Here is a 22,239-nt window from a genome sequence, read left to right on the forward strand (position 1 = left end):
GACTGGCACGGCCCTTGCCTTTGCCAAGGCATGTCCGGCATCGCACCGGGCATGTCCGTCCCCGTACCCAAGGAGTTTCCCGTGCTGACCGACCGCCAACGTGCCATCGTCCAATCCACCGTTCCGCTGCTTGAAACCGGCGGCGAAGCGCTGATCACGCATTTCTACCAAACCATGCTGGGCGAGTACCCCGAGGTGCGCGCCCTGTTCAACATGGCCCACCAGCAAAGCGGCGCCCAGCCGCGTGCCCTGGCCTACAGCGTGCTCATGTACGCCAGGCACATCGACCGGCTGGACGCCCTGGGCGACCTGCCCGCGCAGATCATCAACAAGCACGTTGCGCTGCAGGTGCAGCCCGAGCACTACCCCATCGTCGGCACCTGCCTGCTGCGCGCCATCCGCGAAGTGCTGGGCGCCGAGATTGCCACCGACGAGGTCATAGCTGCCTGGGGCGCCGCCTACCAGCAGCTGGCCGACATCCTGATCGGCGCCGAGCGCCAGGCCTATGACCGCACGGCGGCGGCCGAAGGCGGCTGGCGCGGCGAGCGCGCCTTCGTGGTCGAGGACAAGGTGCAGGAAAGCGCCGAGATCACGTCCTTCTACCTGGTGCCCGCCGACGGCGGCCCCGTGATCGCCCACCAGCCCGGCCAGTACATCGGCCTGCGCCTGGTGGTGGACGGCCAGGAGCAGCGGCGCAACTACTCCCTGTCCGCACCCGCAGACGGGCGCAGCCTGCGCATCAGCGTCAAGCGCGAGGCGGGTGGCAAGGTCTCCAACTTCCTGCACGACCGGGTCCGGGTCGGCGACACGCTGCAGCTGTTCCCGCCCGCAGGCCACTTCACGCTGCAGCCCGGCGAGCGCCCGCTGGTGCTGATCAGCGGCGGCGTGGGCATCACGCCGACCCTGCCCATGCTGGACGCGGCCTTGCCGACCCGGCGGCCCGTGGTCTTCATCCACTGCGCACGCGAGCGCGGGGTGCATGCCTTCCGCGAGCATGTGGATGCGCTGGCTGCCGTGCATCCGCAGCTCACCCGTTATTACTGCTATGACCGGGCGGAGGAGGGCGATGGGGTCGATGCGCAGGGCCTGCTGACCGCCCGCCAGCTGGGTGAATGGCTGCCCGCCGTGGATGCCGATGTCTACTTCCTGGGGCCTCGGCCGTTCATGCGGTCGGTGAAGGAATCGTTGAAGGCCCTGGGGGTGCCGCAGGAGCAGGTGCGGTATGAGTTTTTTGGGCCGGCCGAGGCGCTCCAGTAGGCTTTGCCGGAGCCTGCCCTGGGTGGTTCCTGGCTCTGCCGCACCCCTGGCATGCCTTTGTCGCGCCCTTGTCGCGCCCCTTGTAGCACCTCTGTGGCAAGAGGCGCGACAAGGTCCGAAGGCTCAGCGGTAGAAGGCTTGCACGGTGCCCTTGAGCTTGATCAGCAAGGGCCTGCCCTTGCGATCCACCGTCTTGCCCGCGGGCACCTTGATCCATCCCTCGCTCACGCAATACTCCTCCACGTCGAACCGCTCCTTGCCGTTGAAGCGGATGCCGATGTCGTGCTCGAACACGGCCGCCACGTGGTGCGGGCTGCGCGGGTCGATGGACAGGTGGTCGGGCAGGGCGGGGCGCTCGGCGGATGCGTTGGCGTCGGTCATGGTCTTGTTCTCGCAAGAGGGTTCTGAAGAAAGCCGGTATTGTCCGCGCAATCCGGGGTCAGGCGCTGGCTGACAGGCATTGGCGGCAGGCATCGCCACGCGGGGCCCGGCGGGCGTCGTATGCTGCGCTCCATGCTGTCGCCAGAGCAACGTCAAACACTGAAGTCGGCCAAGCGCCTGCCGCTGGCGTTGCTGCTGCTCATGGCGCTGGGCTTCGTGGCCTCGTCGGTGGCGGCAGCGCACTGGCAGCAGGTGCCGCTGTGGCTGGCCTGCATCAAGGCCGTGACCGAGGCCTCGCTGGTCGGCGCGCTGGCCGACTGGTTTGCGGTGTCTGCCCTGTTCCGGCACATTCCGCTGCCCGTGGTCGGGCGCCACACGGCCATCATTCCGCGCAACAAGGACCGCATCGGGCTGAACCTGGCGAATTTCGTGCGCGACAAGTTCCTGGACGGGCCTTCGCTGGTGGCGCTGATCGAGCGCCATGATCCCGCGCGCGTGCTGGCGGGCTGGCTGACCTCACCGGCCAACAGCACGCTGCTGGGGCGGCAGGTGGCGCGGCTGGCGCTGGCGGCGCTGGAGATGGTGCAGGACCGGCAGGTGGAGCGCTTTCTCTCGCACTCGTTCAAGGCCTTGCTGGAGCATCTGGACCTGCCGCGCGCGGCGGCGGACCTGCTGTCGGGCCTGACACAGGACGGGCGCCACCAGGCCGTGCTCGACGATGTGCTGGCGCGCGTCAGCGGCGTGCTGCGCGAATCCGAGACCCATGTGCTGATCGCCCGGACCATCGTGCTGTGGCTCAAGCGCGAGCATCCGCTCAAGGAAAAGATGCTGCCTACGGACTGGCTCGGCGACAAGGGTGCCACGGCCATCGCCGGGGCGCTGGACAGCCTGCTGCAGGACATCGCCAGCGATCCCGGGCACCACATGCGCAAGGCGTTCGATGCCTCCGTGCAGCGGCTGATTGACCGGCTGCAGTCCGACCCGGCCATGGCCGATCGCGCCGAGCGCCTGCGCGACTACCTGCTGCACGACGAGAAGCTGGCCGGCTACCTGCGTTCGCTGTGGCTGGGCCTGCGCGCCAGGCTGCAGGCGGACCTGGCCAACGAGCATTCGCAGGTGGCGCGCAAGACCGCGGCCATGGGCCGCTGGCTGGGCCAGTCGCTGGCGCACGACGAGGCGCTGCGCCACTCCATGAACGAACGCCTCAAGCGCTGGGCCCAGGCGCTGGCGCCCGATGTCTCGCAGTTCCTGGCCCAGCACATCGCCGACACCGTGCGGCGCTGGGATGCGCGCGAGCTGTCCGAGCTGATCGAGCTGCACATCGGCAAGGACCTGCAGTACATCCGCATCAATGGCACCGTGGTCGGCGGTGCCGTGGGGCTGCTGCTGTTCCTGGTCTCCAATGCGGGGCGGCTGTGGTCCTGATCTTCGTATCAGGATGTTGCCTGCCGGCCACATCGGGCCAACTTTACAAAGCCGCCGTGTTCGCCGGAACGCCGTGAATCTGGCCGGGCGCCGCACGCGCCCGGGCACTGGCGGCCCTGCATGTCATTGATGAACAAGGCAACATTCAGCATCCTGAATGAATTGCTCACAGATCGGTCCGCTTGTAAAGAAAAACAGCAGCTGCGCTGCCGTCGGCCAGGCCGTTGTTGGCGGGAAAATAAAATAAGAACGATTCGCACTCATCAAAAACAACAGAGCGGATGCGCACCCCGGTCGTTCGACCGTTCGTGATTCTTCTTGCGAGCTTTCCCATGCACAACTGCACAGCCCCCGCGGCGGGCCGTGGCTTTGCCCTGTCCGCCCTTTGCACCTCCCTGCGTGCTTCGTTTCCCTCCACCGTCGTTCCCCTGCGCCGCACCGCGCTGGGCGCCTGCCTGGGCCTGCTGGCCTCGGGCAGCGCGCTGGCCCAGGCAGCAGGCGGGGCGACGCTGGAAACCCTGGTCGTGACGGCCAGCGGCTTCGAGCAGGAGATCAGCCAGGCGCCGGCCTCGATCTCGGTGATCACGCGCCAGGAACTGGAGCAGGGCGCCTACCGCAACCTGCACGATGCCCTGCGCGATGTGCCCGGCGTGATCCTCACGCCCTCGGACAACAACTCCAACGACATCTCGTTGCGCGGCATGGGCGCCAACTACACCCTGATCCTGGTGGACGGCAAGCGCATGAGCACGCGCGAGACCCAGACCAACGGCAGCACGGGCACGGACCAGAGCTGGATTCCGCCGCTGGAGGCCATCGAGCGCATCGAGGTGGTGCGCGGCCCCATGTCCTCGCTGTACGGCTCGGACGCCATGGGCGGCGTGATCAACGTCATCACCCGCAAGGTGGCGAAGAACTGGCATGGCTCGGTGCGCGCCGACGCCACGCTGCAGGAGCGCTCCACCTCGGGCGATGCCTACCAGACCAACTTCTACCTGTCAGGCCCGATCAAGACCGACCTGCTGGGCCTGAGCCTGTACGGCAACTACGGCAAGCGCGACCAGGACCGCATCTACCAGGGCTACAACAAGAGCGACAACCGTTCGCTGAACCTGCGCCTGGCGCTGACCCCCAGCAAGGACCACGACCTGATCGCCGAGATCGGCACTTCGCGCCAGCACTTCGTTTCGTCGCCTGGCATGACCCTGCTGCCCACCGATGCGCCCAGCGACCGCAAGTTCGAGCGCGAGAACTACTCGCTGCAGCACAAGGGCCGCTGGGGCTGGGCTTCCTCCGACACCTATCTGCAGCGCGAGGAAACGCGCAACCTGTCGCGCGACATGACCATCAGGAACACGGTGTTCAACAGCAGCTGGGTGGCGCCGCTGGGCCGCCAGCACCTGCTGACCACGGGCGTGTACTACAACCAGCAGGACCTGCGCGACACGACGACCAATACGCTGCCGGGCTCGGCGCGCACCACGGCCGATCGCACGCAGTACGCCTGGTTCGCCGAGGACGAGTGGCGCCTGCGCGAGAACTTCGCCCTGACCGGCGGCCTGCGCTACGACCACGACAGCAAGGGCGGATCGCAATGGAGCCCGCGCCTGTACGGCGTGTGGAACCTCGACGCGCAATGGACCGTCAAGGGCGGCGTGTCCACCGGCTTTCGCGCGCCCTCGCTGCGCCAGACCCTGGGCGACTGGGGCCAGTCCAGCCGCGGCGGCAACATCTACGGCAACCCCGACCTGAAGCCCGAAACCTCGCTGAGCAAGGAACTGGGCGTGCTCTACAACAACGGCGCCGGCCTGTCGGCAGGCCTGACGGTGTTCGACAACGAGTTCAACGACAAGATCACGCGCATCGCCTGTCCCGAGTGCGGACCGGCCAATTCCTCGGGCAACACGCCCACCACCAACGTCAATATCGACAAGGCCATCACGCGCGGCATCGAAGCCACGTTCAAGGCCCCGCTGGCGCGCACGCTGGACCTGAGCAGCAGCTACACCTTCACCAAGTCCGAGCAAAAGAGCGGCGAGTTCGCGGGGCAGCCGCTGAGCCAGCTGCCGCGCCACATGCTCAACCTGGCGCTGAACTGGAAGCCTTCGCAGCAATGGGCGGGCTGGGCCAAGCTGTCCTACCGGGGCAAGGAAAGCCAGCCCACGGGCGGCCGTTCGGCGCGCACCTGGGTGGCCGGCAGCTATGCCATGTTCGACATGGGCGGCTCCTACAACTACAGCAAGGACGTGACCTTCTACGCAGGCATATACAACCTGTTCGACAAGGACGTGTACTACGAGGACTACGCCACGGTGCAGGACGGCCGGCGCTACTGGATCGGCATGAACGTGAAGTTCTAGGCATCCCGGCCGCAAGGGCGGCCGCTGCCCGTGGCCTGCGGATCGGGCCGCGCCGCTTCCCGGCGCGGCACCCGCCTCCGGAGGCCGGAACTCCTTTCATTTTTTCCTGGGATTCTTTGCCATGACCTTCGATATCACGCGCCGTGCGGCGGCGCTGGCCTTGCCGGCCTTGTTCCTGGGGACTGCGGCGGCGGCCCCGCTGTCCGTGCGGCATGCCGGGGGAATGACCAGCCTGCCCGGCGCACCCCGGCGCGCGGTGGTTTATGACCTGGGGGCGCTGGATGCACTGCATGCGCTGGGCGTGCCCGCGTCGGCGGTCGCAGGCGTGCCCCGGGCGCAGCTGCCCCGGTATCTGGACAGCTTCGCGCAGCGGCCTGCGGCGGGCGGGCTGTTCGAGCCCGACTACGAGGCGCTGAGCCGCCTGGCGCCCGACCTGATCATCGTGGGCGGGCGCTCGGCCGGCAAGGCCGAGGTGCTGGGACGCATCGCGCCCACGCTGGACCTGAGCGTCAGCGGCAAGCACATGCTGGCCGATATCGAACGCAACATCGCCACGCTGGCGCTGCTGTTCGGCCGCCAGGCGCAGGGCCGTGCGCTGGTGCAGCGCCTCCACGCCGAGCTGCAGGGCCTGCATGCCCAGGCCTCGCAGGCCGCGCCGGGCCTGCTGCTGATGGCCGTGAACGACAAGCTCCTGCCGCAGGCGCCGGGATCGCGCTTCGGCTTTCTGTTCGATGTGTTCGGCGCGCGCTCGGCGCTATCGGCCGCGCAGCTGCCAGCCCGCGGCACCGCCTACGGCTTCGATGATGTGGCGCGGCTGGACCCCGAGTGGATCTATGTCATCGACCGCAACACGGCCACGGGCCAGGCGGCAGGCGGCGGCGAGATCATGGCTTCGCGCAAGGTGTTCGACAACGCGCGGATCCACGCCACGGCGGCCGGCCGCAAGGGGCAGGTCGTCTTCCTCGATCCCAAGGGCTGGTACCTGATGGGCAGCGCCGGGCCGACGGCGCTGCTGGACAACATGGCGCAGCTGCGCCAGGCCTATGGCGCGGCGTCATCGCGTTGACCGCGGGCCAGGGCCGGCTCCCGGTCCCGGCCCCACAGCGCAATCACGCGCACATAGGCCAGCTCGGCCAGCAGCTCCACCAGCGTCTGCGTGACGATGACGGCCGGCAGCACGGGAATGGCGCCGGGCACGGCCAGGGCCAGCGGCAGCACGACCAGCGAATTGCGCGTGCCCGCGCTGAACGCGACGGCGCGGCCCGAGGCTGCCGGGAGCCGAAAGGCGCGCGCCACCAGCCAGCCCAGTGCGGGTGCCGCCACCGCAAAGGCCGCATAGACGGGCACCATGCTCCAGGCGGCCTGCGTGGCCGGGCCCAATTGGGGCAGCACGGAGGCGATCACCACGAACAGCACCAGCGCGGTGGCCGGCACGGGCAGCAGGCCCAGCCATGCCGAGGCGCTGGCCCCGCGACGGCTGCGGGCCGCCCACCACTGGGTGGCGGCGGCCAGGGCCAGCGGCACGGCGATCAGCCACACGAACGCATGCAGGAAAGGCCCTGCCTGCACGAGCCGCGCCGCATCGTCGCCCAGGAACAGGCCCAGGTAGCCGGGCAGGGCCAGCATCTGCGCGATCAGCAGGGCCGGCGTGGCTGCCAGCAGCAGGCGCGCATCGGCGCGTCCCAGGTGGGAGAAGGTGACCACGTAGTCGATGCAGGGCGCCAGCAGCACCAGCAGCGCGCCCAGGCGCAGCAGGGGGGCGGCGGGCAGGAACTGCAGCAGGGCCCAGACCAGCAGCGGCACCACGATGAAGTTGGCCGTCATCAGCGCCGCCAGGAAGCGCACCTGGCCGAAGGCGCGCCGCAGCTCGGCCAAGGGCACCTGCAAGAAGGTCACATAGAGCATCAGTGCCAGCGCGGGGTTGATGGCGCGCTCCAGCACGCCCGTGCCGGGCAGCGCCCAGGCGGCAACTGCGGCCAGGGCCACGGCGGCGAAGTAGATGGGGATCTGGCGCTGTTCGAGCGCGTCTCGGGTGTCTTGCATTCAGGAGGCCGATGGCGGCGGGTACGGGGCGGGTACGCGGATGTGGGGCGGATGTGGGGCGCCTAGTATGGCAACGGCACAGCCGGCCCGCTGCTTCATTCCCCTGCAGGCCCTGGGCCCGCAGGGATCAGCCCTGGTTTGCCGCGCCCAGCACCTTGTACAGATAGGAGCGCGAGATGCCCAGCTCCTGCGCGGCCAGCTTCTTGTTGCCGCCGCAGCGTGCAATGGCGTCGAGGATGGCGTTGCGCTCCTGGTCCTTGAGCGGGGCCACGGCGCCGGTGGCGGGCAGGCCGGGCTCGGCAACGGGCGAAGGCCGTGCGCCGGCCAGCGGGTCCTCGTGGCGCGCGAAGTTGTCCACGCCCAGCAGGTGGCCGTCGCAGAACACCAGGGCCTCTTCCACGCGCTGGCGCAGCTGGCGCACATTGCCGGGCCAGGCCTGCCGGGCCAGGTAGGGCATGACGCCGGGCGCGATGCGGGGCAGCGCAATGCCGTTGCGCTCGCAGAACGACTGGGCAAAGCGCTGCACCAGGGCCGGGATGTCCTCCAGGCGCTGGCGCAGGGCCGGCACATGCAGCACCACGCCGCTGAGGCGGTAGAACAGGTCCAGCCGGAAGCGCCCGCTGTCGATGAGGCCGCGCAGGTCGCGGTGCGTGGCGGCCACGATGCGGAAGTTCACCTGCCGGCCGCTGTGCGCGCCCAGGCGCTGCACCTGGCGGTCCTCCAGCACGCGCAGCAGCTTGACCTGGATCTCCATGGGAATGTCGGCCACTTCGTCGAGGAAGAGGGTGCCGCCCTCGGCCTGCTCCAGCTTGCCGGGCTGGCCCTGCCGGCGCCCGCCCGTGAAGGCGCCGGCCTCGTAGCCGAACAGCTCGGACTCGATCAGCGTGGCCGGCAGCGCCGCGAGGTTGAGGCTGACCAGGGGCGCGTCGGCATCGCGCCCGCGCGCATGCAGGGCCTGGGCCACCAGCTCCTTGCCGCTGCCGCTCTCGCCCAGGATGAGCACGGGCACGTCCAGCCGCGCCACGGCGTCGATCTCGCGTGCCAGCCTTTGCATGGGGGCGCTGGCGCCCACCATCTGCGCCGTGGGCGTGCCGCCGCGCAACTGGCTCAGTTCGCGCTTGTAGTGCTGCACCTCGTCATGCAGCTGGTTCAGGCGCTGCTGCATGCGGTTGAGTGCCTCCACGCCGCTGAAGCTGACCTGGCCCACGGCGCCCACCACGGCGCCGCCCTCGTAGACCGGCATGCGGTTGACGATGCGGCTCACGCCGGGCCCCAGCTGCTGCAGGTCGCCGATCTCGGCCCGGCCGCTGCGCACCACGTGGGGCAGGCGCGAGTTGGGGATCACGTCCTCGGCGCGCCGGCCTGCGGCCGTGCCGGGCGCCAGGCCGAAGAACTTCTCGTGCACGGGGCTGATGTAGCGCATCAGCCCTTCATGGTCGGCCACCGTGATCGCCTGGTACGGGTTGGTCAGGAACATGTTGAGGATGGCGAAGGCGAAGGGCACGCTGGCCACCATGTCGAACAGCGCCGCCGCCTCGTCGGCCGGGCGCAGCAGGGCGACCTCGCCCTCGGCATCGGCCAGCACCACGGCCACATGGCGGGCCACCGTGCCGCGCGGGCCCGGTGTTTCCACGTGCAGCAGCTGGCCATGGCCGATGGGGTTGTGCCCGTCGCCGTGCGCGCGGGCCAGGGCCTCGGTGACGGCTGCATGCAGCAGCGGCTCCTGCGCCAGGCCCAGCCGCGCCACGGGCTCGGGCGAGTCGCGCCGCCAGACGAGAACGCCGAATCGGTGGTCAGGGGAGCTGGGCATGGGCAGGGCGGGCAGTGGCTGGGGTGAACGCACTCTAGCGGCGCGCAGGCCACGGGTCTGTCCCCGTGGTGTCTCCATTGAAGACAGTGCCCAACCCGTGTCTTCGAGGTTGTCCTTGTTGTGGACACGTGAAGGTCGAATGTGAAAAAAGTCCTTTGAATTCAACGCGCTGCAGTCTGGCACGCCTTGTGCATCTCCACAGGCACAAGGAGACACGACGACATGAGCTGGCAACCCGAAGTGGACGAGATCGCATACCGCCGCGCGCTGGCGGCCAAACTGGGCGGAGAGGACAAGGTGGCGCGGCACAAGGCCGCGGGCAAGCTCACGGTGCGCGAGCGCATCGATGCCTGCACGGACGCGCAGTCCTTCGTGGAGGTGGGCTCGCTCACCGGCTCGGGCCAGTACGACGGCCTGGGCCGGCTGACGGACTTCACGCCCTCCAACCTCATCATGGGGCGAGCACGCGTGGGCGGGCGGCCCGTGGTCGTGGTGGGCGACGATTTCACGGTGCGCGGCGGCGCCAACGACGGCGCCGTGGGCGACAAGCTGATCTTTGCCGAGAAGATGGCGCACGACCTGCGCCTGCCCATGGTGCGCCTGGTGGACGGCACGGGCGGCGGCGGCTCGGTGCGCAACATCGAGACCAAGGGCTACACCAGCGTGCCCACCATGAAGGTCTGGAGCCAGGTGGTGCAGAACCTGTCCACCGTGCCCGTGGTCTCGCTGGCCCTGGGCTCGGTGGCCGGCATGGGCGCGGCGCGCGTGGCCTCCAGCCATTACTCGGTGATGGTCAGGGAGACGGCCCAGCTGTTCAATGCCGGCCCGCCCGTGGTGGCGCGCATCGGCCAGAACGTGACCAAGAACGAGCTGGGCGGCAGCCAGGTGCACACGCGCAACGGCGTGGTCGATGACGAGGTGGCCACCGAGCAGGAGGCCTTCGAGCGCGTGCGCCGCTTCCTGTCCTACCTGCCATCGTCGGTGTACGAGCTGCCTGCGCGCACCGCGCCGCAGGACGATCCGCGGCGGCGCGACGAATGGCTGCTGTCGGCCATTCCGCGCGATGGCCGCAAGGTCTACAAGATCCGGCCCATCGTCGAATGCCTGGTCGATGAGGGCTCCTTCCTGGAGACGGGCCGCCACTGGGGCCGGGCCATCGTCACGGGGCTGGCGCGCATCGACGGCTGGCCCGTGGCCGTGGTGGCCAGCGACCCGTACTTCTACGGCGGCGGCTGGGACGGCCCCACCGCCGAGAAGTTCACGCGCTTCGTGGACATGGCCCAGACCTTCCACCTGCCCGTGGTCAACCTGGTGGACATCGCGGGCTTCCAGATCGGCGTGGAGGCCGAGAAGGCCGGCGTCATGCGCTACGGCGTGCGCGCCCTGGCCGCCGTCTACCAGGCCACCGTGCCCTGGTGCAGCATCCTCATCCGCCGCGCCTACGGCGTGGCGGCGGCGGGCCACCAGCACATGGGCCGCTTCAACTTCCGCTATGCCTGGCCCTCGGCCAACTGGGGCTCGCTGCCCATCGAGGGCGGGCTGGAGGTGGCCTACAAGGCCGAGATCGAAGGCGCCGACGACCCCGTGCAAAAGCGCGCCGAGATCGAGCAGCGCGTGCGCAGCCTGACCTCGCCCTTCCGCACGGCCGAGGCCTTCGGCATCGACGAGGTGATCGATCCGCGCGACACGCGCGCCCTGCTCAGCGAATTCGTGGAACTGGCCGCGCCGCTGCGCGAGGCCGGAGCGCCGCAGTTCGGCCTGCGGCCCTGAACGCATAAAAAACCCAAGGAGACAAAGCAATGGCAACCAGACAACCGCGCGCGCCCTCGCGCCGCACCGCCCTGGCCCTGTGCCTGGCGCCGTGCCTGACCATCTGCGCCGCGACGGCGGCCCAGGCCCAGGCCCCCCAGGAGGACAAGTGGCCCACGCGCCCCGTGCGCATCGTGGTCGGCTTCCCTGCAGGCTCGTTCACCGACACCATTGCACGCGCGCTGTCCGAGCCGCTGAGCAAGTCGCTGGGCCAGCCCGTGGTGGTGGAGAACAAGCCCGGCGCCAACGGCGCCATCGGCGTGGGCGAGGTGGCGCGCGCCGCGCCCGACGGCTACACCCTGCTGGTCACCAACTCCAGCAGCATCACCATCAACCCCCAGATCTACAAGAAGATCACCTACCGCGCCAAGGACTTCGCGCCCATCACCATGGTGCTGGATGCGCCCTTCATCCTCACCGTCAACCCCGAGTGGGCGCAGAAGCACCAGATCCGCTCGGCCAAGGATGTGATCGCCTTCGCCAAGGGCCATCCCGACAAGCTCAGCTACGGCTCGGCCGGCCCCGGCAACATCGCCCACCTGGCCTATGCGGCCTGGAGCAACCGCACGGGCGTGAAGACCACGCATGTGCCCTACAAGAGCGCGTCGCAGGCCCAGATGGCCGTGCTCAGCGGCGAGCTGGACACGCAGTTCGACACCTGGAGCGCGCTGCCCCACATCGCCAGCGGCAAGCTCGTGGCGCTGGCCGTCACCGCGCCCCGGCGCATGCAGCAGCTGCCCGAGGTGCCCACCATGGCCGAGGCCGGCTATGCCGATTTCGACGTCACCTTCTGGGCCGGCCTGCTGGCGCCCGCGGGCACGCCGCCGGCCATCGTCAACCGGCTCTACGAGGCCTCCAGGGGCGTGCTGCAGGACGCACGCATCCGCGCCGTGCTCAGCAGCCAGGGCGAGCCCGTGATGATGCCGCCCGCGCCGTTCGGCCAGCGCATCGCCAAGGAAGTGGCCGACTGGGGCCAAGTCATCCAGCGCGAAGCCTTGTCTTTGGATTGATGAGGTACGCATGTCTCTGTTGCAAGCACTGAACCCCCGCTCCGTCGCCATCCTTGGCGCATCCGACAACCCCATCAAGGCCGGTGGCCGGCCCATCGACTACCTGCGGCGCCATGGTTTCGCAGGCCGCATCCTGCCCGTCAATCCCAAGCGCGCCGAGGTCCAGGGCCTGGCTGCCTACCCCTCGCTGCGCGCGCTGCCCGAGGCGCCCGACGCCGTGGTCATCAGCCTGCCCGGCGAGGACGTGGCCGCCGCCATCGACGACTGCGTGGCCGTGGGCGCGCGCCTGGCCGTGATCTATTCCTCGGGCTTTGCGGAGCTGGGCGAGGAGGGCCGCCGGCAGCAGGCCGACCTGGTGGCGCGGGCGCGCCGGGCGCCAGGCGGCGGGCTGCGCCTGTTCGGCCCCAATTGCCAGGGCGTGGCCAACTTCGCCACGGGCGCCATCCTCAACTTCTCGACCATGATCAACGAGAACGCGCCGGCCGACGGCCCCGTGGCCATCGTCAGCCAGAGCGGCGCGGGCGCGGCCATTCTCTACGGCGGCCTGCGCCGCGCGGGCATCGGCGTGCGCTACATGCTGTCCACGGGCAACGAGGCCGATGTCTGCGCAGCCGAGGCCGTGCGCGCCGTGGTCGAGGACGAAGGCATCCGCCTGGTCGTGCTCTACATCGAGACGCTCAGGCAAAGCGCCTGGCTGGCCGAGGCAGCGCGCCTGGCGCATGCGCGCGGCGTCACCATCCTGGCCGTGAAGGCCGGCCGCACGCGCGCAGGCCAGGCCACGGCCAGCTCGCACACGGGCGCGCTGGCGGCCGAGGACGCGCTGGCCGATGCCTTCCTGCGCCAGCACGGCATACCGCGCCTGGCCGACTTCCGCGAGCTGATCGACTACGCGCCGCTGTTCCTGTCCCAGCCCGCGCCGCGCGGTCGCCGCGTGGTCAGCATCAGCAATTCGGGCGCCACCTGCGTGCTGTCGGCCGACGCGGCCGAGGAATGTGGCCTGGCCCTGGAGCCGTTCGATGCCGCCACGCTGGACGGCCTGTCCCAGGCCCTGCCGTCCTATGTCACAGCGCGCAATCCCATCGACATGACCACGGCCCTGCTGGGCAGGCCGCAGACCTTTGGCGACACGCTGCGGGCCTTGTCGGGCAGCGGTGCGGCGGACCTCGTTCACGTGGGCTTCCCGATCGGCGGCGAGGGCTATGACTTCGCCGACTTCGCGGGCCAGGCCAGCCGCTTTGCGCGCGATACCGGCGTGCCCATTGCGGTCAGCGTCAACCAGGACTGGGTGGCCCAGGCCTTCCAGGACCAGGGCGTGCCCACCTTCTGGAGCGAACGCGCCGCCATGCGCGGCCTGGCGCTGCTGGCCGAGCAGGCCGGCGGCAGGCAGGCACAGGTGCCGTCTGCCGAGGCATCGGTGCCGGTGGCGGCCTCCCGCTCCCTCACGCTGGTTACGCTGGACGAGCCCTCCAGCCTGTCCGAACTCGCCCGCGCCGGCCTGCCGGTGATGCGCCATCTGGTCTGCAGGAGCGAGGACGAGGTGCGCGCCGCCATCGAGTCCCTGCCCCGGCCCCTGGTGGCCAAGGGCGTGTCCGCCGATCTCTCGCACAAGTCCGAGCATGGCCTGGTGCGGCTCAACATCCACGAGGCGGAGCAGGCGCTGCAGGCCTTTGGCGACTTCGCCGCCACGCTGGCCCGCCTGGGCGCGGCCGATGGCGGCCTGCTGCTGGGCGCCCAGCACAGGGCCGACTTCGAGCTGGCGCTGGGTGCCCATGTCGATGCCGAGTTCGGCGTGGTGGTCATGGTCGGCCAGGGCGGCGTGCTGGTGGAGGCGCTCAGGGACGTGCAGTTCCTTGTCGCCCCCTTCAGTGCGCGGCAGGCGCTGGATGCCCTTGCGCGCCTGTCCATCGCCCCGGCCTTTGCGGCCGTGCGCGGCATGCCGGCCGTGGAGCTGGACGCCGTGGCCGCCATGATGGTGAGGCTGGGCGACTGGATGCTGGCCCAGGGCGGGCGCGTGCAGTCGGTCGATGCCAATCCCGTGCTCGTGGCGCGCGGCGCACAGGCGCCGGTCATCGTCGATGCGGTGGTGGCCGTGGCCGCCGCGCCAGCGGTCTCCTCGGAGGCGGCATGAGCGGCGCCCCGCACCCCATCCGCCGCGTGCTGGTCGCCAACCGGGGCGCCGTGGCCGCACGCGTGATCCGCACGCTGCGGCGCATGGGCCTTGAATCCGTGGCCGTGTACTCCGAGGCCGATGCCAGCCTGCCCCATGTGCGCGCGGCCGACCATTCCGTGTGCATAGGCCCTGCGCCCGCCGCGCAAAGCTATCTGGACCAGGCGCGGCTGCTGCAGGTGGCGCGCGAGACCGGCGCCGATGCCGTGCACCCGGGCTACGGCTTTCTCTCCGAGAACGCGGAGTTCGCCGAGGCCGTGCAGCGCCAGGGCCTGTGCTTCATCGGCCCCTCGCCGCACTGGATACGCACGCTGGGCCACAAGACCCAGGCGCGGGCCTTCATGGCCGCCCAGGGCATGCCGCAGGCGGCCAGCTCGGCCGTGCTGCACAGCGTGCAGGAGGCGCAGGCGGAGGCGGCGCGCATCGGCTTTCCCGTGCTGGTCAAGCCCGCAGGCGGGGGCGGCGGCATCGGCATGCTGCCCGCGCACGATGCACCGCAGCTGGAGGCCGCCTGGTCCAAGGCCAGCGGCATGGCCGCCAAGTACTTCGGCACGGCCGAGCTGTACCTGGAAAAGCTGATCGAGGCGCCGCGCCACATCGAGTTCCAGGTGCTGGCCGACCGCCATGGCGAGGTGCGCGTGCTGTTCGAGCGCGACTGCTCGGTGCAGCGCCGCCACCAGAAGGTGGTGGAAGAGGCCCGCCCCGCAGGCATTCCCGCGCAGGCCCTGGCCGACATGCGGCAACTGCTGGCCGGCCTGCTGGCGCGCACGGGCTATGACGTGATCGGCACCGTGGAGATGCTCTACACGCCGCAGCACGGCTTTGTCTTCCTGGAGATGAACACGCGGCTGCAGGTCGAGCATGCGGTGACCGAGGAGATCACGGGCATCGACATCGTCGAGGCCCAGATCCGCCTGGCCGCCGGCGAGCGCATGCGGGAGGTGCTGCCCGCCGAACCCGTGGCCCGCGGCCATGCCATCGAGGCGCGCATCTATGCCGAGGACCCCGTGCGCTTCCTGCCCTCGCCAGGGCGCCTGGACCGCTTCGAGATGCCCCAGGGCGAAGGCCTGCGCGTGGAGACCGGCTATGCCCAGGGCTGCAGCGTCACGCCCTTCTACGACCCCATGGTCGCCAAGCTCGTGGCCCATGGCAGCGACCGCGCCCAGGCCATCGCACGGCTGCGCCAGGCACTGGCGCAGACCCGCATCGAGGGCGTGAAGACCAACATCCCCTTCATCGAACGCATCCTGGGCCACGCCGATTTCCTGGACCTGCGCATCGACACCGGCATCGCCCAGCGCGTACTGGCCCCCCTTTGAAAGCCCTACCCATGACCACCACCCCGAACCTGATCACAAGCCCCATCGCCGGCCTCGTGGCCGCTGTGGAAGCCGCCGAAGGCGGCACCGTCGCCCTGGGCGACACCCTCATCATCGTGGAGTCCATGAAGATGGAGATTCCCGTGGAAAGCGAGGTGGCAGGCGTCGTGCGCCGCATGCTCGTGGCCGTGGGCGAGCCGGTGGCCGAAGGCCAGGCGATTGCGGAGATCGGATGAACGCCGTTGGAATCTCCACCACCCCGGACCTGGAGGCCGCCGCGCTGGCGCGCGGCTACTTCGGCATCGACGTGCCCTTCATGTCCCACATCGGCCTGGAGCCCGTGAGCCTGGCGCCCGGCCTGGCGCGCACGCGGCTGCCCATGCGCCCGCACCTGGCCAACAGCCGGGGGCATGGCCATGGCGGCGCGCTGATGAGCGCGCTGGACTTCACGCTGAGCGCGGCCGCGCGCTCGTCCAACCCGCTGGGGCTGGGCGTGGTGACCATCGAGATGAGCACGCATTTCCTGGCATCGGCCACTACCGACCTGCTGATCGAGGCCCGCGTGCTGCGCGCAGGCGCGCGCACCGTGTTCTGCGAGGGCAATGTGCTGGACAGCGCGGGCCAGGCCGTGTGCACGGCGAGGGCCGTGTTCAAGCTGATCGCGCTGTAGCCTGGCTTCAGGCGCCGTCGCCTTCGGGCGCCGGCGGCAGCAGATGCTGGCCGATCTGCTGCCAGGCCTTGGCCGCGTCATGCTGGCCGCCGAACATGTGGCAGCTGGCGGCCGTCATGGCCAGGCGGCCGTTCTCGGGCTCCAGGTCGAACGCCAGCTCGCATTGCGCGGCGGCGTTGCGCCACATCACCACGGCGTCTGGCGAGTCTTCCTTTTGCAGCGCATGGGCTTCGGCCATCCAGGCCTGGGCCAGGCGAAACGCGGCTTCCGCCTGGTCCGGGTCGGCCTTGTGGGCCAGATAGAAATGCTTGCCGGCCTGCTGCCACAGCGCCCGGGCCTGGGCGAAATCCTGGGTGGCGGCCCGCTGTGCCTGGGCCACCAGGGCATTGCCTTCGGCCAGCAGCGTTGCATAGGAGGAGGGGGCGTCTTGCGTCATGGGGCGCCATTGTGCCGCCGCTCCGGTGCCTGTGTTCAGGCCGGGGAATCGCGCGGCGGGCTCGGGCTGTCGGGCAGTTCCAGGCCGATGCGCGTGAAGCCGCCCTCGGACTCGGCAAAGCAGCGCCCGCCGTGCATGCGCGCGATGGCGGCCACGATGGCCAGGCCCAGGCCATGGTTGCGGTCGGCCTGGCTGCGCGCGGCGTCGGCGCGGTAGAAGCGGTCGAACAGGCGCGGCAGGTGGACGGGATCGATGGCCGGGCCCCGGTTGAGCACCGCCAGCGCCACATCGCCGGCGCCCTCGTGGTGGGTACAGGGCCGGGCGCCGATCTGCACGGTGATGGTGGAGCCGCGCTGTGCATAGCGTGTGGCATTGCCCAGCAGGTTGGACAGCGCCCGGCGCAGCAGCCGCGCATCGACCTCGGCGGCCGCGTCGCCCTGGACGACGACCTGCAGGTCGGCCTCCTGCAGCGCGGCCTCGTGGAAGTCGATGACCTCGTGGGCCAGGGCGGCCAGGCTGGCCCAGGGCGCCAGGCGCGCGCCCTGGCCCCGGTCGGCCTGCGAGAGAAACAGCATGTCGGCCACGATGCCGGCCATGCGCCGCAGGTCCTCCAGGTTGGAAGCCAGCACCTCGCGCAGCTCGGCCTCGCTGCGCGGCTTGCGCAGGGCCAGCTCGCAGCTGCTGATCAGCGTGGTCAGCGGCGTGTTCAGCTCATGGGCCACGTCGGCGTTGAAGGCCTCCATCTGCCGGTAGGCCACGGACAGCCGCTCCAGCAGGGCGTTGAACTGTGCGATCAGCGGCCGCAGCTCCTGCGGCTGCCCGCTGTCGTCCAGGCGCCGCTGCAGGTCCTGGGCCGACAGCTGGCGCGTCTGCTCGGTCAGCTGTCGCAGCGGCGCCAGGCCCAGGCGCACCAGCCAGATGCCGGTCAGCGACACCAGCAGCGCGCCGCCCACGGCAGCCAGGGTCAGCGTCCAGGCCAGCAGGGACAGTTGCCGGTCGTCTTCGGCCCGGTCCAGCGTGAGCTGGGCACGGGCCTGCTGGCCGGAGTCGGCCAGCACGACCTCGAAGCTGCGCTGCAGCGTGCGGCCGGGATTCTTGGGCGTGCGCAGGCGTTCGTAGAGCACGCGGCCCTGCAGGTCGGTGATGCGCAGCGACATCTCGTCCAGGCCCGTGAGAAAGTCGTCCAGCATGTGGGCCAGCCCGGCTTCGTTGTGGGCGCTGCGGCTTTCCGTCATCAGGTGCAGCACGGCCTGCTGCTTGAGGTCCAGCGTCTCGTGCTGGTGCTGCTCCAGCGTCATCGATGCCACCCCGTAGACGGCCGCGCACACCAGGCCCAGGCCCAGCATGGTCTGCAGGGCCAGCCAGCGCGACAGGCGCCGGCCCAGATGGGGAATGTCGGCAGGGGCAACGCTCACGGTGCGCGCGACTCCAGCACATAGCCCATGCCGCGCACCGTGTGCAGCAGCGGCTGCGCGAAGGGCTGGTCCAGCTTCAGGCGCAGGCGGCGCACGGCCACCTCGACCACATTGGTCTCGCTGTCGAAATTCATGTCCCAGACCTGGGAGGCCAGCTCGGTGCGCGACAGCACCTCGCCCTGGCGGCGCAGCAGCAGGCTCAGCAGGTTGAATTCCTTGGCCGTCAGGTCCAGGCGCTGGCCGGCGCGCGTGGCGCGGCGGCGTATCAGGTCCAGCTCCAGGTCGGCCATGCGCAGCGTGGTGGCCTCGGCCGCAGGCTGGGCCGTGCCGCCGCCGCGGCGCAGCAGCACATGCATGCGCGCCACCAGTTCGGAGAACGCGAAGGGCTTGACCAGGTAGTCGTCGGCGCCGCCTTGCAGGCCGCGCACGCGGTCCTCCACCTGGCCGCGCGCCGTCAGCATCAGCACCGGCGTCTGGCGCGATTGGCGCAGCGCCGCCAGCACGGCCAGGCCGTCGATGCCGGGCAGCATGCCGTCGAGCACGATGAGGTCGTAGGCCAGCTCGGTGGCCAGGTGCAGGCCGTCGATGCCGTTGTGCGCGACATCGACCACGAACCCCTCCTCGGTCAGGCCCTTGCGGAGGTAGTCGGCCAGCTTGGTTTCGTCTTCGATGACCAGGACTTTCATGCCGAGCATTGTCGGGGCAGGCAAGGGTTTTCGGAGATGACAAATTTGTCATGTGCCCGACAGCGCCGGGTCGCTGCGCCGCCCTAGACTCGCCGGCATGGGGCAGTCGCGATTGGGGTCAAACGCCATGCCCGACAATCCCGCACTTCTGCCATGCCCTCTTCCATGACCCGGCCCCGTCTTGCCGCCCTTGCCATCCTCGTGATCGCGCTGCTGTTCCAGTGGACCTGGATGGCGGCCGCTGCGCTGTGCCGCCACGACGGGCATGAGACCCGGCACTTCGGCCACCATGTCCATGGCGTGAGCCTGCACGGCATGGGCGCCGAGCGCCATGCGGGCACGGGCACGGATGCCGAGTCCGGCCCGCCTGCGCAAAAGGCCGACCAGGGCCTGCAGTCCTCGCTCAGCGTGGACTGCTCCATGTGCCACGCCTGGGTGGCCGCTGCCACACAGCACTGGCAGGCGGCGCCGGTGGCCCCGCCGCCCGCGCAATTCGCCGAGCCGCTGCGCCGGCATGCCTCGGCCGTGCTGCTGCGCCCCGACCGGCCCCGCTGGCAGGGCTGACGCTCCTGCAGCCGCCGGCCGGGCATTCGGCGTTCATCGCCCTGTTTCGCCCCGGACCGGCATTTTCCAGAAATCCCTTCGCGCGCAGCGGCCCTCGTCCGTGCGCGCCCTGTGGCGTGGGGCCTGATCGACCAAGCGATCACGCCTGATCCGCGCTGCGGGCAAGGAGCCCGTGTATGTCTTTTCCTTCGTCCTTTCCGTCGAGGACAGCCTTCGCACCGTGGGTGCTGGCGGCGTTGGCCGCCTGCGGCGTCGTGCAGGCCGCCGAGCCACCGGCCGATTCCGTGGCGCCACCCGCCTTTGCAGGCGCATCCCTTCCTGATGGCCCGCCGCTGGACCTGCAGCAGGCACGGGCCCTGGCGCTGGACGGCAATCCCGGCCTGCGCGCGGCCCGCCAGGCGCTGGCCGCCACGGAGGGGGCCGTGCTGCAAAGCCAGGCCCGGCCCAATCCCGAGCTGGCCTGGTCGCAGGAGGACACGCGCCGCAGCACCCGCACGCTGACCGTGCAGCTGAACCAGACCCTGGAAGTGGGCGGCAAGCGCGAGGCCCGCATGCGCGTGGCCGAGCGCGGCCGCGACCTGGCCCGCGCCGAACTGGCAGGGGCCGAGGCCGCGCTGCGCGCCGATGTGGGCGCGGCCTTTTTCGGCGTGCTGGCCGCGCAGCAGCGCGTGGTCCTGGCCGGGCAGACGCTGGAGATCGCCAGCAGCGCGCGCGAAGCGGCGGCCCGGCGCGTGGCGGCCGGCAAGGTGGCGCCGCTGGAGGAGACCCGGGCCCGCGTGGCCGAGTCCGGCGCCCTGCTGGAGCAGGCCCGGGCCCGCTCTGCCCTGCGCGTGGCGCGCGGCCAGCTGCAGGCGCTGTGGGGCGAGAGCGTACGCCCCTTCGGCCAGGCCGAGGGCGCCGTGGACGCGCTGCCCCAGCTGCCGGAACTGGCAGCCCTGCAGCAGCGCATCGAACAGGCTCCCGCCGTGCTGCGTGCGCGCCAGGCGCTGGAGCAAAGCCGCGCCACGGCCGACCTGGAGCGTGCGCGCCGCCTGCCCGATCCCACCGTCAGCCTGGGCGTCAAGCGCGCCACCGAGGTCGGGCGCAACCAGCTCGTGGTCGGCGTCTCCGTGCCCCTGCCCGTGCTCGACAGCAACCGGGGCAACCAGCTGCAGGCCCTGCGCCTGGCCGACCAGGCCGAGGAGCAGTTGCTGGCCACGCGCGTTCAGCTGCAGGCCCAGCTGTTCGAGGCGCGCGAGCTGCTGCAGTCCAGCCGGGAGCAGGCGCGCCAGCTGGCCGAGGAGGTGCTGCCCACGGCGCGCACGGCCTACGAGCTGGCCTCGCGCGGCTTTGCGCTGGGCAAGTTCGCCTACCTCGACGTGCTGGACGCGCAGCGCACCTGGTCCGAGGCGCGCAGCCAGTACCTGGACCAGCTGCTGGCCACGCACCGCGCCGCCGCCGACATCGACCGCCTGCTCGGCACAGAAGCCGGCCTCTGACCCCGATAGCGACCTGATTGCATCCAGACCATGAACAACAAGCCCTCCTCCTCCCCCCTGGCACCGCGCCGCACCCTTGTGGCCATTGCCGTCATCCTGGCCGTGGGTGCGCTGGCCGCCACGCTGATCCTGCGCAGCGGCCCGCCGGGTGCCGCCAAGGCCGACAGCCATGGCCACGGCCACAGCGAGGCCGCAGGCCATGCCGATGGCGAGCACCACGGCGCTGCAGCCGCAGCCGCAGCCGATGGCCACAAGCACGACGAAGGCCATGCCGACGATGAGCACCATGAAGATTCCAAGGCGGAAAAAGCCGAGGCCAAGCCCGCCGCCAAACCCGCAGCCGCCGCCGAAGCCGGCCATGGCGACGACGAAGGCCTGATCGCCATGGACGCCCAGCGCATGCAGGCGGCCGGCGTGCGCCTGGCCGAGGCCGGCCCGGCCACCGTGCGCTCCGTGCTGCAGCTGCCCGGGGAGATCCGCTTCAACGAAGACCGCACGGCCCACGTCGTGCCGCGCGTGGCCGGCATTGCCGAGAGCGTTCCCGCCAACCTGGGCCAGAACGTGAAGAAGGGCCAGCTGCTGGCCGTGCTCAGCAGCGCCGCCGTCTCCGAGCAGCGCAGCGAACTGCTGGCCGCCGGCAAGCGCCTGGAGCTGGCCCGCACCACCTATGCGCGTGAAAAGCAGCTGTGGGAGGAAAAGGTCTCGGCCGAGCAGGACTACCTGCAGGCGCGCCAGGCGCTGCGCGAGGCCGAGATCGCCGTCTCCAACGCCCAGCAGAAGCTGGCCGCCACGGGCGCCGGTGCCGGCGGTGGTGCAGGCGGGCTCAACCGCTTCGAGCTGCGCGCGCCGTTTGACGGCGTGATCGTGGAAAAGCACCTGTCCGTGGGCGAGGCCGTGCAGGACACCACCCAGGTCTTCACCATCTCCGACCTGCGCAGCGTCTGGGCCGAGATGCGCGTGGCCGCGCCCGACCTGCCCGCCGTGCGCGTGGGCGAGAAGGCCACGGTGCGCGCCACGGCCTTCGACTCCTCGGCCACGGGCGAAGTGGCCTATGTGGGCGCCCTGATCGGCCAGGACACGCGCACGGCCCCCGCGCGCATCACCCTGCCCAACCCCGACGGCGTGTGGCGCCCGGGCCTGTTCGTGAATGTGGAGCTGACGGCATCGTCCAGGCAGGCGCCGCTGGCCGTGGCCACGCAGGCACTGCAGAAGATGGAGCAGCAGACCGTGGTCTTCGTGCCCGTGCAGGGCGGTTTCCGCGCCCAGCCCGTGCGCGTGGGCCGCAGCGATGGCAAGGCCACCGAGGTGCTCGAAGGCCTCAAGCCCGGCCAATCCTACGTGGCCGAGGGCAGCTTCATGCTCAAGGCCGAGCTGGGCAAGGCCAGCGCCGAACACAGCCACTGATCGGA

20 protein-coding genes are annotated in these 22,239 nt (G+C 70.6%); 13 read left to right on the forward strand and 7 right to left on the reverse strand.

Going from position 1 to position 22,239, the window contains the following annotated elements; all coding sequences use genetic code 11:
* The first annotated feature begins 30 nt into the window (after positions 1–30).
* Complete coding sequence (gene hmpA / locus ACF8NF_RS06460) at positions 31–1,257, forward strand: NO-inducible flavohemoprotein (protein ID WP_017407870.1); 1,227 nt, start codon at positions 31–33, stop codon at positions 1,255–1,257.
* A gap of 123 nt (positions 1,258–1,380) precedes the next feature.
* On the opposite strand, the gene ACF8NF_RS06465 is transcribed toward hmpA, so the two are convergent.
* The gene (locus ACF8NF_RS06465) at positions 1,381–1,638 is read right to left on the reverse strand and encodes a DUF3297 family protein (RefSeq protein ID WP_016446670.1); all 258 of its coding nucleotides are present in this window, start codon (positions 1,636–1,638) and stop codon (positions 1,381–1,383) included.
* A 120-nt stretch (positions 1,639–1,758) separates the two neighbouring features.
* On the opposite strand from ACF8NF_RS06465, the gene ACF8NF_RS06470 reads away from it, so the two are divergent.
* Entirely contained in the window at positions 1,759–3,063 is a 1,305-nt protein-coding gene (locus tag ACF8NF_RS06470) for a DUF445 domain-containing protein (protein ID WP_016446669.1), read from the forward strand.
* A 166-nt stretch (positions 3,064–3,229) separates the two neighbouring features.
* Here the strand turns inward: ACF8NF_RS06470 and ACF8NF_RS06475 are convergent, their stop codons facing one another.
* Positions 3,230–3,397: a hypothetical protein gene (locus ACF8NF_RS06475; RefSeq protein ID WP_392450279.1), complete on the reverse strand. Its 168-nt coding sequence runs from the start codon at positions 3,395–3,397 to the stop codon at positions 3,230–3,232.
* Here ACF8NF_RS06475 and ACF8NF_RS06480 point away from each other — a divergent pair.
* Entirely contained in the window at positions 3,396–5,423 is a 2,028-nt protein-coding gene (locus ACF8NF_RS06480) for a ligand-gated channel protein (protein ID WP_013804398.1), read from the forward strand. The two genes, ACF8NF_RS06475 and ACF8NF_RS06480, sit on opposite strands and share 2 nt — an antisense overlap.
* Before the next feature lie 121 nt (positions 5,424–5,544).
* Positions 5,545–6,489: a siderophore ABC transporter substrate-binding protein gene (locus tag ACF8NF_RS06485; protein WP_392450280.1), complete on the forward strand. Its 945-nt coding sequence runs from the start codon at positions 5,545–5,547 to the stop codon at positions 6,487–6,489.
* Here the strand turns inward: ACF8NF_RS06485 and ACF8NF_RS06490 are convergent.
* Both ACF8NF_RS06490 and ACF8NF_RS06495 read right to left on the reverse strand, forming a co-directional pair.
* Positions 6,465–7,466, reverse strand: a complete 1,002-nt coding sequence (locus ACF8NF_RS06490) for an arsenic resistance protein (RefSeq protein ID WP_016446666.1) — start codon at positions 7,464–7,466, stop codon at positions 6,465–6,467. The two genes, ACF8NF_RS06485 and ACF8NF_RS06490, sit on opposite strands and share 25 nt — an antisense overlap.
* A 127-nt stretch (positions 7,467–7,593) precedes the next feature.
* On the reverse strand, positions 7,594–9,276 hold the full coding sequence (locus ACF8NF_RS06495; RefSeq protein ID WP_043789220.1) for a sigma-54-dependent Fis family transcriptional regulator: 1,683 nt from the start codon (positions 9,274–9,276) through the stop codon (positions 7,594–7,596).
* 222 nt (positions 9,277–9,498) lie between these two features.
* On the opposite strand from ACF8NF_RS06495, the gene ACF8NF_RS06500 reads away from it, so the two are divergent.
* The 6 genes from ACF8NF_RS06500 to ACF8NF_RS06525 are packed head-to-tail and all read left to right on the forward strand — an operon-like array spanning position 9,499 to position 16,251.
* Positions 9,499–11,046, forward strand: coding sequence for an acyl-CoA carboxylase subunit beta (locus tag ACF8NF_RS06500; RefSeq protein WP_392450282.1), 1,548 nt, complete (start codon positions 9,499–9,501; stop codon positions 11,044–11,046).
* 29 nt (positions 11,047–11,075) lie between these two features.
* Positions 11,076–12,095, forward strand: a complete 1,020-nt coding sequence (locus ACF8NF_RS06505) for a tripartite tricarboxylate transporter substrate binding protein (RefSeq protein WP_016451976.1) — start codon at positions 11,076–11,078, stop codon at positions 12,093–12,095.
* Positions 12,096–12,105: 10 nt separating this feature from the next.
* A complete protein-coding gene (locus ACF8NF_RS06510) occupies positions 12,106–14,223 on the forward strand; it encodes an acetate--CoA ligase family protein (RefSeq protein WP_392450283.1) in 2,118 nt (705 codons plus the stop codon).
* The gene (locus ACF8NF_RS06515) at positions 14,220–15,581 is read left to right on the forward strand and encodes an acetyl/propionyl/methylcrotonyl-CoA carboxylase subunit alpha (RefSeq protein WP_074920747.1); all 1,362 of its coding nucleotides are present in this window, start codon (positions 14,220–14,222) and stop codon (positions 15,579–15,581) included. The genes ACF8NF_RS06510 and ACF8NF_RS06515 overlap by 4 nt, the downstream gene beginning before the upstream one ends.
* Positions 15,582–15,592: 11 nt before the next feature.
* The gene (locus ACF8NF_RS06520; protein WP_016446660.1) at positions 15,593–15,817 is read left to right on the forward strand and encodes an acetyl-CoA carboxylase biotin carboxyl carrier protein subunit; all 225 of its coding nucleotides are present in this window, start codon (positions 15,593–15,595) and stop codon (positions 15,815–15,817) included.
* Positions 15,814–16,251 carry a PaaI family thioesterase gene (locus ACF8NF_RS06525; RefSeq protein WP_016451973.1) on the forward strand — a complete coding sequence of 146 codons (438 nt, stop codon included), beginning with the start codon at positions 15,814–15,816 and terminating at the stop codon, positions 16,249–16,251. The genes ACF8NF_RS06520 and ACF8NF_RS06525 overlap by 4 nt, the downstream gene beginning before the upstream one ends.
* A gap of 7 nt (positions 16,252–16,258) precedes the next feature.
* On the opposite strand, the gene ACF8NF_RS06530 is transcribed toward ACF8NF_RS06525, so the two are convergent.
* The 3 genes from ACF8NF_RS06530 to ACF8NF_RS06540 are packed head-to-tail and all read right to left on the reverse strand — an operon-like array spanning position 16,259 to position 18,788.
* Entirely contained in the window at positions 16,259–16,687 is a 429-nt protein-coding gene (locus ACF8NF_RS06530) for a hypothetical protein (protein WP_043789224.1), read from the reverse strand.
* 35 nt (positions 16,688–16,722) lie between these two features.
* Positions 16,723–18,102, reverse strand: coding sequence for a heavy metal sensor histidine kinase (locus ACF8NF_RS06535; protein ID WP_392450284.1), 1,380 nt, complete (start codon positions 18,100–18,102; stop codon positions 16,723–16,725).
* Positions 18,099–18,788, reverse strand: coding sequence for a heavy metal response regulator transcription factor (locus ACF8NF_RS06540; RefSeq protein ID WP_026062596.1), 690 nt, complete (start codon positions 18,786–18,788; stop codon positions 18,099–18,101). Before ACF8NF_RS06540 ends, ACF8NF_RS06535 begins: the two co-directional genes overlap by 4 nt.
* Before the next feature lie 165 nt (positions 18,789–18,953).
* On the opposite strand from ACF8NF_RS06540, the gene ACF8NF_RS06545 reads away from it, so the two are divergent.
* From ACF8NF_RS06545 to ACF8NF_RS06555, 3 genes are all read left to right on the forward strand, one after another.
* On the forward strand, positions 18,954–19,352 hold the full coding sequence (locus ACF8NF_RS06545; RefSeq protein ID WP_016446656.1) for a hypothetical protein: 399 nt from the start codon (positions 18,954–18,956) through the stop codon (positions 19,350–19,352).
* A gap of 176 nt (positions 19,353–19,528) precedes the next feature.
* Positions 19,529–20,830 carry a TolC family protein gene (locus ACF8NF_RS06550; protein WP_392450286.1) on the forward strand — a complete coding sequence of 434 codons (1,302 nt, stop codon included), beginning with the start codon at positions 19,529–19,531 and terminating at the stop codon, positions 20,828–20,830.
* Positions 20,831–20,860: 30 nt separating this feature from the next.
* The gene (locus tag ACF8NF_RS06555) at positions 20,861–22,234 is read left to right on the forward strand and encodes an efflux RND transporter periplasmic adaptor subunit (RefSeq protein ID WP_392450287.1); all 1,374 of its coding nucleotides are present in this window, start codon (positions 20,861–20,863) and stop codon (positions 22,232–22,234) included.
* Positions 22,235–22,239 lie beyond the last annotated feature (5 nt).

It is taken from the genome of Delftia sp. WSY_22 (genome assembly GCF_043104185.1).
GTDB classification, from domain to species: domain Bacteria; phylum Pseudomonadota; class Gammaproteobacteria; order Burkholderiales; family Burkholderiaceae_C; genus Comamonas; species Comamonas tsuruhatensis.